Here is a 13,259-nt window from a genome sequence, read left to right as displayed (position 1 = left end):
CTACATTCCAGGTACCGGAGTTGGTCTTGAAGAATCCCATACTTCCGATACATCAAAAAGATCACTGAGCATTTCCGGATTATAATACATTCTGTATCCATCCAGATTTCTTCTTCCCTGTCGAAAATAATCATCTGTAATCTGTACAAAATACTGACTGGAATCTACATTACAGAAATAGCGGTATCCCTGACTCTTATAAAACTCATATTTCTCATTGTCTGCCGAATATCCTTCCCAGCTTCCGATATCCGCACCAAATGCAAAAATGATCATATCTGTTTCTCCAAGTATGGGAGCCACATATTTCTTCCATTTTTTATCATCTCTTTTCAGATCATCCAGAGAAGTGGCAGCCACATCCTTATGTCCCCATGTATGGCTTGCAAATTCCCAGCCTTCTGCCTTCATAGCCTTAGCTACCTTTTTTGCATTTTTCACTTCCTGCTTATAGTTAAAATCCGGATGATCTTTCAGGAATTTTTTCTGATCATCCTGCAGTTTTTTTCCGGTCTTATATGCAATATCCGTACGATATCCCAGAACACCGTCATAACCTGTCATTGCAAGGATTCCCTTTCTTCCATGATAGGAAAAATCCGGATGTTCTTTTACAAAAGTATCGATCAGCGGAACCATATCATAATCCCCTGTGGAAACACTTCCGTCATCCTCAATATATTCGTTCTTAACCTCACCATTGGAATCCACTACAAGTTTCGATGCGAAACCATCTCCGTCCATATAGTGATAATAACTTACATCATCCTGAGAAAGCACAAATGGAATTTTTCCCGGCGGCAGCATAATACTGCCTCTGGACATAGTTCCGTCCTCATTGATAACCGCCATGTCGTGCGGACTGACCATGACATATCCCTTATCATACATACTCTGTATGATTTTGTTAAACTCATCAATTGTTGTCATATACTGGTTATATCCATTAGTGTCTGAATCCCCGTCAAATGCTCTGGCAGTGTCTTTGATCAGTGTATGGAAGAACACATGCGTGATCTGCTCCAGCGGATATTCTGTACAGGTGGATTTCGTATTTTCGTAATCCGAAACTGCACTCTGCATATCCGTATTACTTTCGTAATCCGGCTGACTCTTAAGCAGTTCTATGGCGCCATCATAATCATACTGTACAGCCATAAGCGCTGCCTGCTCCATAGGATTTTCCTGTTTCTCATCTGCCTCTTCTGTATCTTCGTTGTCAGTCTGCTCTCCCTCATTCAGACCATCATCCTGCTGTGTATCTTCTGTACTTTTCTCTGTATCAGCATCCTGTTCATCAATTGTCTGCTGTTCTGTTTTTTTCTCAGTTTCCACATTTTCAGCTCTGGAACTCAGAAATGGAATATCCTGTTCAAACGGAATGAGCCCACATCCGCTTACTCCTAACGAAATACTCAAAATAGCTGCTGTTACACATGCTATCCTTTTTCTCATATATTGTCCCCTTTCAGTTATGCACAGAGATCATACTCACCCCATGGTTGGAACCGGCACCGGTCTGGAAGAATCAAACACAGACTGTGCATCAAACAGATCTGAGAGAAGTTCCGGATTATAGTACATTCTGTATCCGTCCAGATTTCTTCTTCCCTGCCGGAAATAATTACTGCGGATCTGCACAAAATACTGGCTTGAATCCACATTACAGTAATAATTATAGCCCTGGCTCTTAAGATATTCGAACTTCTCCCCCGAATAATCTTCAACACTGGTAAGATCTGCTCCAAATGCAAAAATAATAATATCTGTTCCGCCTATCAGAGGATCAACATTCTCTTTAAACTTCTGTGTATCTGCCTGTAATCTCTCCAGACTGATCTGACTTACATTCTGATGTCCCCAGGTATGGCTTGCAAACAGCCAGCCTTCATCTTTCATAGCCTGCGCTACTCTGGCTGCATTTTCTCTCTCTGTATTCAGATTAAAATCCGGATGCTCATCCAGCCATTTTACTTTATCTGCATCCAGATCATCCGGACGGGTTTCATAACTGCTGTCTGTGCGATAACCAAGAATTCCATTGTAACCGGTAAGGGCAACAATTCCTTTAGCACCTCTGTAAGAAAAATCAGGATGTTCCTCTACAAAACGATCGATCAGAGGAACCATATCATAATCGCCTACGGAAATACTGCCATCATCTTCCACATATTCATTGCGGATTTTTCCTTCCTCATCTACGATAAGTTTGGTTGCAAATCCGTCCCCGTCCATATAGTGATAATAACACACATCGTCCTGCGAAAGCACAAACGGTACTTTACCCGGAGGAAGAAGAATCTCCCCTGCATTCATATTCCCATTTTCATCCGCTGTCGCCATATCATAAATGCTGACCATGACATATCCCTTATCATACATGCTCTGAGTAATCTGGTTAAATTCATCAATCGTTGTCATAACCTGATCGTAATCTCCTGACTTGTAATCCCCGTCAAAAGCCTTACCGGTATCTTTGATCAGAGTATGATAAAAGACGTGTGTTACCTGGTCTAACGGCCAGGAAACGCAGGATTCCTTCTTTTTCTGATAAACCTTAACCGCATGCTGAAACTTCTCACTTGTCTGATAAGTCTCACTGTTTTGCAGCATACTTATTGCTTTATCATAATCATACTGTTTTGCAGCATACTTTGCCTGCCTGTAAAGAGTTTTGTCCTCTTCACTCAGTCCATCCGTATCCTGAACTTCAGGTGTCACCGCATTCTCAGCTTCTGCCTCTGCATTTGTCTGCTGAGCTGTTTTTTCTTCTTCTGTTTTCCTGTCTGCAGATTTCACCATCTGCGCAATCTTAACCTGCTGCTCACTGACAAAATTCTGCAGTTCTTCCCCGTAAAATCCTATTCCAATCCCAATTGCAGCGGCTGCCGCCACCACTATGCAGACTGCGATACGCAGTCTTTTTTTTCTGCGGCGAAGTTTATTGCGGCGTTCCAGTCTGGCTGCCCTACGGGCTTCATAAGCTTTATTATCATCAAAAAAGAAATCTTCGTCCTCGCTTGCTGCCGGAGGTTCTTCGTTTATCTCTTCTGTATTTGGTTTTTCTTCATTTAGTTTTTCTACATTTGGTTCTTCTGCATTTGGTTCTTCTGCATTTGGTTCTTCTGCATTTGGTTCTTCTGCATTTGGTTCTTCTGCATTTGGTTTTTCTGCATTTAGTTCTTCTGCATTTAGTTCTTCTGCATTTGTCTTTTCTGTATTTACTTTTTCCTTATCTGAAAGTCGCTCCTCTTTCTTCTCAGAGTCGGGCTTTAATTCGCTCATGCTTTTCTCCTTTTTATCATATCCGTTTTTTACTCACAAATTATTCTTTCACAAAATAACTCCACAATTCCCGTTACATATATTATAACCACACATTATGATTCCATCCTGTAAAAATGTCTTTAACTATTCCGCATATTTCCCATTACTGTTCGCTCCGGCAAATATTGTCGCATTACAGTTTTGCTACAATTATAACCTTTCATAATGTAAATTTCTACCGCTTTCCATCCATTAATTCTTTTTTTGCAATTGCGTTTTACCTTATTTAATGATAAAATAATTTTTATGCAATGGACTGTCCGTACCAACAGTCCCTGTGAAAACACATACATTAGGGAGGATGCAAATGAGTACAGTAACAATAGTCCTTCTGGTCATTCTTGTTATCCTGATCGCTGCACTGATCGGTTTATATTTCTTCGGAAAAAAAGCCCAGAAGAAACAGGAAGAACAGCAGGCTCAGATTGAAGCAACTAAACAAACCGTTTCCATGCTGGTTATCGATAAAAAGAGGATGCCACTGAAAGAATCCGGACTTCCTCAGATGGTAATTGAACAGACACCTAAACTTATGCGCCGTTCCAAGCTTCCAATCGTTAAAGCTAAAATCGGACCAAAGATTGCGATTATGATCGCAGATGAGAAGGTTTTCGACCTGATCCCGCTTAAGAAAGAAATCAAAGCCGAAGTAAGCGGTCTTTATATTGTAGGCGTAAAAGGAATCCGCGGTTCCCTTCAGACACCGGCTCCCAAAAAGAAAGGTTTCTTTGCAAAATTCAAGAAAGACAAAACTGCCAGATAAATGCAGTCAGACATATAAACTAAAGGTCAGTGAATCGTGTCATCCATACACACAGATCACTGACCTTTTTCTGTTTGGATCAGACAGATATCTGCAGCGAAGCAGAGAACTTACCAGATCTGATCAAATTGTAAAATTCTTACAGTCCTTTGGCTGTGCCTTAATCGCAAGATAACAGTCTGCCACATGCTCCTGGTTCATATCAAGCGCATAATCCACTTTCATATCAAGACCGCCATCACTCTCCTGCAGATTCAGATTCGTCGCCGCAATCCCCATTTCAATAGTTCCATAGGGAGTGGTATAGTAAGTCATATTCTTCTTACCCTGTTCAAAAACCATATGAACATTGACCACACCTTTCTTGCGGACCTCCATTCCCTTCCGGGAAATTTTTATGTAATTGACGGTAGGTTCTGCAAAATCCTCCATGACTTCCTCATAGCGCAGATAATGACTTCCGTTCCGGAAATAATACTGTCCCGGTACAACAATCTCCAGAGGTTCCTGTTCACCGTCTGCATCCATTGTCTGAAGTCCCCTTACATGAATCAGCACTTCTTTATCCATTCTTCTCATACTCCTGTTTTTATACTGTTCAAAACCTGTTTTTATGTATCTATATTATAACCATTCAGCAATCTGCTGTTTTTAATACTTCTCAATATCTATTTTTTTCGTCATCTCCACATCATATGGAAGAATCGAATTGGCAAATGCCTTAAACTCATCTGCCAGATCACTCACATAGAAGCGATACGGAAATTCATTCTTCTCTGTACCTTCACCGGCAAGTCCTTTTTCCTCCAGAAGCCTTCCCAGCTCCAGTGCGGTTTCATAAGCCGGATTCACCAGACATACTCCGTCTCCCATGATCTTTCTGATGGTGGAACGAAGCAATGGATAATGAGTACATCCCAATATCAGTGTATCCACCTGCTTATCCTGAAGTTCTTTCAGATATCTGGCAGCGACCTCATCAGTCACCGGATCATGAAGCCACCCTTCTTCTACCAGTGGCACAAACAGCGGACATGCTTTGCCGAAAACAGTGATCTCCGGATCCAAATGCTTCAGATACTCTGCATGTATCCCACTTCCTACAGTTCCCACAGTACCAATGATTCCTACCCTCTTATTTCTGGTCTGGGCAGCCGCCACCTTCGCACCCGGTTCTATCACGCCAATGATGGGAATGTCAAACTCATCCCTCACTGCATCCAGGGCAAAAGCGCTGGCTGTATTACATGCAACCACAATCGCCTTTACCTGCTGCTGCTGAAGAAAACGAATGATCTGCCGGGAATACCGGATGATAGTTTCTTTCGATTTACTTCCGTAAGGCACTCTCGCCGTATCACCAAAATATACGATTTTTTCTGAAGGAAGATTACGCATGATCTCACGCGCAACAGTCAGCCCTCCCACACCGGAATCAAATACTCCTATCGGTGCCTCTCTGTCTATTTTCATTGATTTCTATTCTCCATCTCTATTGATTGTCTCATTATTCTATCACCAATCAAGAGCCTGTGCAAGCCAGAAGGATATCTTTATGTCATCTTTCTGTCCTTTATTTTCCTCAGGGAACTGCGAGAAGCAGAATTTCGGGTACAATGTCCCCCACCATGCAGTAACTGCAGTCTGTTCCTGTCGTCTTTCAGCGATTTTTGCTATCTTCCCGGACATTCCCGGCATTGCTCTCATCATAAGAACACCAACAGCTGCCACGAACAGAACAAACGACAGTTTTCTTCTTAATTTTTTGTTCTTACTCTTTTTATTCATCATTGTCCCTCTCTCCTGTTATATCTTATCAGTTACCATATCTGCCTTTGTTATTTTCCTATATATTTTCTTATTTTATATGGAATTTTCAGGCAGCACTTTAATATTTGGATTATGCCAATATTTTCCTGATTTATACTTCCACTTCCAGACTTCCATTTCTGATCTTCACAATCGGAAGTCGCAGGATTTTATCTTCTTTATATTTTTCATAGAAAAGCTCTCTGAGTGTCACAGCCGTAATATTTCCTCCTGACATTCTGTTTCGGATCAGTCCTGTAATATATTCTCCTGCTGATGAATTATCCTCCCCATGCCAGTTCAGGATCTCCCCTGCGTCCTCCGCTTCAAACACATAAAGATCTTCCCCCACAAAAATCTCCTGTTTCAGATAATCCAGCACCATTCTCCATCTTCCGTCCTCCACCAGTGTCCTCCCCATGACCAGAACCTGCAGATGCCCCATATCAAGAAGTTTTTCCTGTGACTGATCATACATTTTTTCAATCCGGGTGAAATCAGCACCACTGATCTGCAGAACCCGGGAACCGCCATCTTCTTCCTCTTTTCCCTGCCCCGTACTCTCAGAAAGATCCGGCATCCCATAGGTAAGACAGATTCCTTCTTCTGAGGCATCCACGCCAAGTGCCATAGGATACATTCTCTTCTCCGGTTCCACAGCCACACCACATCCGCTCATAAAAAGACTGACTGACAAAATCCCGGTCACCACACCGACTGCCCTTTTCCTCTGCTTCCTGCGGTGTCCCTTTCCTCTGATAAACATATAAAACTGGCAGATGAGAATTCCCGGGACGAAAATATGCGCCAGACACCATCCAAAATAATCCAGTATTCCTTTTCCCTCTTCTTCCAGAAGCGAAATCAGGAAAACCAGTGCCGGAAGCCAGAACCTCCCCCTACCAGGATGAGATTTCCCGATAATCTGATTTCCATAATACAGCAGACTCCCTATTGCAAAAAGCAGGCTGTAAAGCAGAAATCCCATCCACAGGATGTCAAATCTGGCCAGTACATTTCCCGGAAGATCTGCGCCTGCCAGCAGAGGCAGGACCGGATAACTTTCCGCCGCTACCCTGTCATATCCCAGAACTGCCGGAAGCAGAAGCTCCATTCCAATAAGAATCCCCCCAAGTGTCAGGATCCCTCCTGCCACCGTCTTTCCTGCACTTCCGTATTTCTCCACATTTCCCAACAGAAATGGCAGCAATGCAACCGGCGAAAAAGCACACAGAGTTCCATAAAAAGACTGACTGACATTTCTCACTGTAAGCTCCTCCCACCGGATTTCTCCCATAAGATATTCCGTTTTTGCCTGTGGCACACAAAGTATCATCATTATCATAATCCCGCCAAGAAGCAGGCCACCTGATACTTCCGCCATTCTTCCTCTTCTCTGTACACCTTTGCAGGTTCCGACAGAACATACCAGAACCGCCCAGAATGCGATCCATCGGCCGGATACTCCTGTGATCAGCTTTGCAGGAACCAGCCTCCTGAGAAGTGCCAGCAGATATCCTCCCGCCATCAACACATAGATCAGAAAAAAAATCCCGATCAGCCTTCCCGCAAAAGCACCTGCAGACTTTACCGGATCTTCAAATGAAGGTGTCAGCCGTATCAGCCAGATTACATAAAACCCAAGCAATATCAGCGCAAAAATCATTCCCGCCACTGCACTGATTCCGTTCATTCCACCCTTTCCGAAAACGCAGAGCATAAATGGTGCCAGTAATGCCAGTATCATCTGCCTGTACAGCTGCCTGTGGGAAATTCTGTTATTCTCTGCAAATCTCATGAGCCGGACTCCTTTCTCTTTAAACGGATCTTCTGCTCCTCTCTTGCATAAAGCGGTCGTAATACCCTCTTGCGCAGCGGAACTCTCAGAACCCCTTCTCCTCTGCTGCCCTTCTGTTCTTTCTTTATAAAAGGAACCAGGTAAGGAATACCAAAACTTATCAGGCCTGCCAGGTGCCCTATAACCAGATATACTCCCAGCACGATTCCGTAAATTCCCAGATAACCTCCCAGGATCAGAAACCCATACTTCACCAGCCGAAATGCTGCTGCAAACTCTTCATTTGGAACAGTCATAGAGCCAAGCGCAGTCAACGCCACGATCATCACCACGATCGGACTCACAAGATTTGCCTCTACCGCTGCCTGTCCGATCACCAGTCCGCCAACAATGCCAATAGCATTTCCCAGAGATCCCGGAACTCTCACCCCAGCCTCCCGAATCAGTTCAAAAGCCAGTTCCAGAAAAATCAGTTCCACCACACTGGAAAAGGGCACTCCTTCCCTCGCCTCCGCAAAAGACAGTATCAGTGCAGATGGCAGAATCTGTGTATGGAAACGTATCACTGCCAGATAAAGTCCCGGCAGAACGGTCGCCATGATCACAGCCAGATATCGCAGTATTCTGAGAAAGGAAGCCATCTCGAACCTGTGATACCAGTCCTCGCTGCTCTCCATGAAACTGCTGAAATTTCCCGGAAGGATCAATGCTTCCGGAGAATTATCACACAGAATCACAACCTTACCTTTCAGGATTTCCTGCACAGCACGATCCGGACGTTCCGTTGTCTGATACTGAGGAAAAGGAGAATACCACACATCTTCTGTCAGCTGTTCAAGCATACCGCTGTCAAGGATTCCGTCAATCTGAAATTCTTCCAGCCGTTCCTTCACTTCTTCCAGAAGTCCCTCATGTACCAGGTCATCCATGTATAACACCTGCGTTAAGGTATGAGAGCGCACACCGATTTTATATTCTTCCACCTTGAGTCTGGTATCACGAAGCCTTTTTCTTACCAGTGCACTGTTACTTTTCACACTGTCCGAAAATCCTTCCCTGGAACCCCGCAGCACCTTTTCCGATTCTGCCTCCATCACACCTGTGGATGGATAACCTTTGCTGGAGATTTTCATCGCCTTGTCATATCCATCTATGAAAAACACTGCATTCCCTGCAAGCATGGCATCTATGGACTCGTCAAGATTCTCCAGTTTCTTTACATCTGCGATTCCAAGACTGTTATGCCTGACAAATTCCTGAATATCCTCCGGCGAAATCTCCCAGAAATGATTGATCATCTTTCCAAGAGCAGAATCATCCAGCATCATATTGGAAACCGCAACTTCTATATAGACCATAAGGCAGTCCACCTTATGTTTATCTCCCAGCCGCATGGGACGGATCAGAATATCACTGCAATTTTCCAGCCTGCTTCGCAGATATTTCTCATTCTCCCTCAGATTTGCAGATACTTTCCGGGATTCTTCCAATTTCTTCAATAATTTCCCACCTCGTTTCATACCGGTACATCGTTTTCGATGTACCAGACAGATCTGTTGCCAGTCGGCAATATTCCTAAACTCACTTATACACACATAGATGCGCAAAAAAAGAGAGGCATCCCGCCTCTCTTAGAATTTCCCGATATTCAGATATTATACCATTCTTATCTGTGTCCCCTGGATTTCTCTTTCTCTGCACGTTCACGTTCTGCATCCTCAGCCTCAATAGAACGCATGATAGCCATTCTCTGATTCTCGATATGCTGGAAAGAAAGCTGTTTCGCGCGTTCCACGTCGCGCTCTCTGATCGCCTTTGTCAGTTCCTCATGTTCCTTCACCAGAACATCTCGTGTTTCACCTTCTTTCAGATATTCTACACGATAACGATAAATCTGCTCACGCATATTGTTGAGCACCTGGATCAGTCTCTTATTATCAGAAGCCTGATAAATGACCTCATGAAATGCAACGTCAGCCTCCGCAAGCTTAACAAGATTTCCCTCTGCGATCGTATGTTCAAACTCCTTGGCAGCAAGCCAGAGTCTCCTCATTTCTTCTTCAGTCATACGGGCACATGCTTTCTCAATAGCCACATTCTCAAGAGCAATACGGACCTCCAGAACATCATTCAGATCCTTCTCTGTGATATTGGCAACCTGGGCACCACGTCTTGGGATCATCACTACCAGACCTTCCTGCTCCAGCTTACGCATTGCCTCTCTGATAGGAGTTCTGCTCACGCCAAGTCTCTCTGCCAACGCAATCTCCATCAGTCTCTCACCAGGTTTCAGTTCGCCCTTCAGGATTGCCTGACGCAGCGTATTAAAAACCACATCCCTTAATGGAAGATATTCATTCATATTTACTGAAAAATCACTTGTCATTTGTATTCCCTCCTGCTTTCGTTACTTCTGTGGCAAAAACCGTCTTCGCCAGCCGGCTCTCTCTGAGAACCTCTGCTGCCGCCTCCATCTTCTCACGATCATCAAAGATTCCGAACACTGTAGGACCACTTCCGCTCATCATCGCCTTTAACGCACCATGACTCTCCATCAGTGCTTTGATTTCGCCAATTACAGGATATTTCTCTATAATTCCCGGCTCAAAAACATTTCCCATCTTCTGTGTCATTGCCAGAAGATCTCCACGTTCTATATCTCCTATCATCCCGTCAATATCCGGATGAGAAGAAATCTTATCCAGCTGAAGGCTCTCATAGGCAGCTTTGGTGGAAACATTGATTCCGGGCTTACCGATCAGTACAAAACAGTCCGGCACCTGAGTGATCCTGGTCAGTTTCTCCCCGATCCCCTCTGCCAGGGCAGTTCCTCTCATCACACAGTACGGAACATCTGCCCCGATATTCACAGCACGATCCATCAGCTCCTTCTGGCTCAGTCCCAGTTTAAAAAGCCGGTTGATCCCCACCAGTGCAGCTGCCGCATCCGAGCTTCCGCCTGCCATACCTGCTGCCACAGGAATAAATTTCTCAAGATGGATATCCACACCACCCTTAACCTGAAATTCATCCATCAGAAGCTTCGCCGCCTTATACACCAGATTTCGTTCATCATTCGGAATATAGGAATAATTGACAGACAGGGAAATCCCCGGCTTCCTCACCCTCTTCATCTCCAGAACATCATACATCTGTATCGTCTGCATGATCATCCGGACTTCATGATAGCCATCCTCTCTCTTTCTGAGAATATCCAGTCCCAGATTTATCTTCGCCAATGCACGTAAACGCATAAAATCCTCCGTTTCCAACAATATCATCCGTATATAACTGTACTTTCGCAATTATATTTGTACTTTGTATACAATAAAACTCTTTGCGCATATTTTAAATCATTTTTTTTTAGTTTTCAATATAGGAGTTTTCATTTTTTCCGGAAATTTTTTTCATTATCATCCCTGCCTGACAAGAATTAACGACTGCCCCGGCTTTACCTCTTTTTCCGTAAGACTGTTCACACCCGAAATCTCATCCACAGTTGTATAAAATTTCTTTGCAATATCCCACAGAGTATCTCCGGCCTTTACAATATAGACCGTAATTCCCGGCATACTTTCCAGTTTCTTACGATCCAGCGGCTGTTCTTCCACAGATTCAATAAGCTGCTCTTCCCACTGTCTGAACACAAGCACATTCAGTCCCACCGCCGCCTTGACTTCAATCTCATCCCCATCTGCCATTGCAGTGGAAAGCTGTTCAAGGTCAGCCTGAAGTAAATATGTGCAATCCTTCCCGATCTCTTCTGCCTCGATCAGATGGGTAAACGGAAGCATGGCATCCATAGAATAAAACGGCATTTCATCATTTCCAATAATATACAGGATCTTGAGTGCCACAATTCCTTCTGCCACAATTCCCTTATCCGTAATCCTAGTCTTATCTACTTTTACCTTACCGCTGCTGTGGCAAAGCTGCAAAACTTTTCCCTGACTCTCCTTAACTTCTATCCGGTCTGTCAGACGACACCTGGAAAAATTCCGTACCAGAAGACTTTCCAACATTTCCTTTTTCCGATGAAGAACACATTCTTTGTGTGGGCTGTATGCATCAAGAAGAAGTTCATGCTCCTCTTCCCTGTACATTTTCATATTTAATTCCAGTACCACATCCACCTGCAGGATACGTTCTTCACCATCCGGATCAGGCTTTACCTCTATCCCCTGATGAAGAAGAGACACCTCAATATGTGGAATCAGATCTTCCATACAGCCACTGCATTCCATCTCATTGGAAAAAGGCATGGTATACTCCAGCCACTGAGGTGGATTCTCCTCTTCATACCCTGTATACAGAAGAAAAACTGCAAGCTCTCCTTTCACCCGGAGTTTGTTCTCTCCCGGCCGCAGATCCAGATTCCTCGGTTCAGCCATATACCACAGAAGGTTTTCTACATTCGGTCTGTTTGACGCAAGAGTAATATCATCCTTAATGCGCAGAGTATCTTTTTTATGTACACGAAGACTCATAAGCCGGATTTTCTCCGTTTTCACAGAGACTTCCTGATCCTCTGCGGAAACCGGAAGTTCAACGACTGCCAGTTCATCTACCACTGCATAAAAAGTTACAATTGCTTTAATATTCAGTTTTCTGGAATGGATCATATGAACACTGAGATCCTCAATCTCCCATTTCAGACACAGCTTATCTCCCCCTTCGATTCCCTCCAGATTAATCATCTCATCCAGCGGAAGCTTCGCAGAAAGGCTGTAAATCCTGCCCTCTTTTTCCCCCACATAAAGCAAATCTGCATTTAATGTCCCTTTAAGAAGCGCTCTTCCTTCACTCAGCCTCACTTCCTCCATGGAAACATCCGCTTTGCTCTGCACCAGTCTCCCGATATCCGGTTTCACATCGGGCACATTATAGTCCTCGTCAAAAGTCGCCTGCGCTGCCGCTTTGTTTTTGATCCGCAGCATCTGAATACTTTCTTTTTTTAATTCCAACCTGCTTCCTTCCTTTCTCTGTTTACTTTATGATAAAACCCAAAAATTCTATCGGTTTCTCTGTTTCTCTAATTTTCAGGACAATACAGGGATAAGACGGTTCACTGCCTGCATCCGCTTTCTCCGGACCTATCAGCCTTGTCTTGCAGAATACTGCGTTCTCTGATTCGGAAACCTCCTCCACCTGAATACTGTACCCTCCTGTAAGCTGCTCTCCATATCCCTTCATCAGATATCTTATATCTCCCACCTGATAAGTCATCTGAAATACATTCTTTTTCTTCTGTTCCATCAGTTCTGAAATCTCTTCCGGAATTTCCTCCTGCTTTACGATCGTATATTCCAGAGGTGTACGTTCGCCCTCCTCAATCCTGATAAACTGACAGCCCGCCGGCAAAAGAGCCAACAGCAACACACAGAGCAGTCCTCCTGTCCTTTTGCCCATAATGCACCCCTGCTCATTCTTCGCTAAATATTCTATGCCGGATACAGCCCTGTTATTACCATACTCTATGCTATATATCTGACAGTAACTGCTTTTCTGCAGGAAAGAATCCCGTCCGGAATGATTTATTTAACGCCAAAAAATCGTTATACC

12 protein-coding genes are annotated in these 13,259 nt (G+C 43.9%); 1 reads left to right on the top strand and 11 read right to left on the bottom strand.

Annotated features, from left to right (window positions below):
- Positions 1-1,455 (bottom strand): polysaccharide deacetylase family protein, encoded by a 1,455-nt coding sequence (locus tag NQ550_RS00700; RefSeq protein ID WP_025580417.1) that lies wholly within the window; start codon positions 1,453-1,455, stop codon positions 1-3.
- 36 nt (positions 1,456-1,491) lie between these two features.
- Complete coding sequence (locus tag NQ550_RS00695; protein ID WP_306452292.1) at positions 1,492-3,285, bottom strand: polysaccharide deacetylase family protein; 1,794 nt, start codon at positions 3,283-3,285, stop codon at positions 1,492-1,494.
- Positions 3,286-3,634: 349 nt separating this feature from the next.
- Here NQ550_RS00695 and NQ550_RS00690 point away from each other — a divergent pair, with 349 nt between their 5' ends.
- Positions 3,635-4,090, top strand: coding sequence for a hypothetical protein (locus tag NQ550_RS00690; RefSeq protein ID WP_022379933.1), 456 nt, complete (start codon positions 3,635-3,637; stop codon positions 4,088-4,090).
- A gap of 123 nt (positions 4,091-4,213) precedes the next feature.
- On the opposite strand, the gene NQ550_RS00685 is transcribed toward NQ550_RS00690, so the two are convergent.
- The 9 genes from NQ550_RS00685 to NQ550_RS00645 form a co-directional block, all read right to left on the bottom strand.
- The gene (locus tag NQ550_RS00685; RefSeq protein WP_020993305.1) at positions 4,214-4,660 is read right to left on the bottom strand and encodes a YwiB family protein; all 447 of its coding nucleotides are present in this window, start codon (positions 4,658-4,660) and stop codon (positions 4,214-4,216) included.
- 81 nt (positions 4,661-4,741) lie between these two features.
- Positions 4,742-5,563, bottom strand: a complete 822-nt coding sequence (murI, locus tag NQ550_RS00680; protein WP_008707727.1) for a glutamate racemase — start codon at positions 5,561-5,563, stop codon at positions 4,742-4,744.
- A 42-nt stretch (positions 5,564-5,605) separates the two neighbouring features.
- Positions 5,606-5,881: a hypothetical protein gene (locus tag NQ550_RS00675; protein ID WP_008707729.1), complete on the bottom strand. Its 276-nt coding sequence runs from the start codon at positions 5,879-5,881 to the stop codon at positions 5,606-5,608.
- 130 nt (positions 5,882-6,011) lie between these two features.
- Entirely contained in the window at positions 6,012-7,697 is a 1,686-nt protein-coding gene (locus NQ550_RS00670) for a GerAB/ArcD/ProY family transporter (protein WP_025580663.1), read from the bottom strand.
- Positions 7,694-9,187, bottom strand: coding sequence for a spore germination protein (locus NQ550_RS00665; protein ID WP_025580665.1), 1,494 nt, complete (start codon positions 9,185-9,187; stop codon positions 7,694-7,696). Before NQ550_RS00665 ends, NQ550_RS00670 begins: the two co-directional genes overlap by 4 nt.
- A gap of 176 nt (positions 9,188-9,363) precedes the next feature.
- The gene (locus NQ550_RS00660) at positions 9,364-10,083 is read right to left on the bottom strand and encodes a GntR family transcriptional regulator (RefSeq protein ID WP_008707732.1); all 720 of its coding nucleotides are present in this window, start codon (positions 10,081-10,083) and stop codon (positions 9,364-9,366) included.
- Positions 10,073-10,951 carry a 4-(cytidine 5'-diphospho)-2-C-methyl-D-erythritol kinase gene (ispE, locus tag NQ550_RS00655; protein ID WP_022379930.1) on the bottom strand — a complete coding sequence of 293 codons (879 nt, stop codon included), beginning with the start codon at positions 10,949-10,951 and terminating at the stop codon, positions 10,073-10,075. The genes NQ550_RS00660 and ispE overlap by 11 nt, the downstream gene beginning before the upstream one ends.
- 159 nt (positions 10,952-11,110) lie before the next feature.
- On the bottom strand, positions 11,111-12,661 hold the full coding sequence (locus tag NQ550_RS00650; RefSeq protein WP_025580667.1) for a DUF3794 and LysM peptidoglycan-binding domain-containing protein: 1,551 nt from the start codon (positions 12,659-12,661) through the stop codon (positions 11,111-11,113).
- 22 nt (positions 12,662-12,683) lie between these two features.
- Positions 12,684-13,106, bottom strand: a complete 423-nt coding sequence (locus tag NQ550_RS00645; RefSeq protein ID WP_025580668.1) for a protease complex subunit PrcB family protein — start codon at positions 13,104-13,106, stop codon at positions 12,684-12,686.
- Positions 13,107-13,259: the final 153 nt, after the last annotated feature.

The sequence above is a fragment of the Blautia wexlerae DSM 19850 genome (genome assembly GCF_025148125.1).
Lineage (GTDB): Bacteria > Bacillota > Clostridia > Lachnospirales > Lachnospiraceae > Blautia_A > Blautia_A wexlerae.
Note: the sequence above shows the minus strand (reverse complement) of the source record. Positions and strands in the feature narration are given on the sequence as shown.

Excerpts from the sequence above, each read along its gene's own strand:
- NQ550_RS00695 (WP_306452292.1), bottom strand. The coding sequence starts at position 3,285 with ATGAGCGAATTAAAGCCCGACTCTGAGAAGAAAGAGGAGCGACTTTCA.
- NQ550_RS00675 (WP_008707729.1), bottom strand. The coding sequence starts at position 5,881 with ATGATGAATAAAAAGAGTAAGAACAAAAAATTAAGAAGAAAACTGTCG.
- ispE (WP_022379930.1), bottom strand. The coding sequence starts at position 10,951 with ATGCGTTTACGTGCATTGGCGAAGATAAATCTGGGACTGGATATTCTC.
- murI (WP_008707727.1), bottom strand. The coding sequence starts at position 5,563 with ATGAAAATAGACAGAGAGGCACCGATAGGAGTATTTGATTCCGGTGTG.
- NQ550_RS00670 (WP_025580663.1), bottom strand. The coding sequence starts at position 7,697 with ATGAGATTTGCAGAGAATAACAGAATTTCCCACAGGCAGCTGTACAGG.
- NQ550_RS00660 (WP_008707732.1), bottom strand. The coding sequence starts at position 10,083 with ATGACAAGTGATTTTTCAGTAAATATGAATGAATATCTTCCATTAAGG.
- NQ550_RS00645 (WP_025580668.1), bottom strand. The coding sequence starts at position 13,106 with ATGGGCAAAAGGACAGGAGGACTGCTCTGTGTGTTGCTGTTGGCTCTT.
- NQ550_RS00690 (WP_022379933.1), top strand. The coding sequence starts at position 3,635 with ATGAGTACAGTAACAATAGTCCTTCTGGTCATTCTTGTTATCCTGATC.
- NQ550_RS00700 (WP_025580417.1), bottom strand. The coding sequence starts at position 1,455 with ATGAGAAAAAGGATAGCATGTGTAACAGCAGCTATTTTGAGTATTTCG.
- NQ550_RS00685 (WP_020993305.1), bottom strand. The coding sequence starts at position 4,660 with ATGGATAAAGAAGTGCTGATTCATGTAAGGGGACTTCAGACAATGGAT.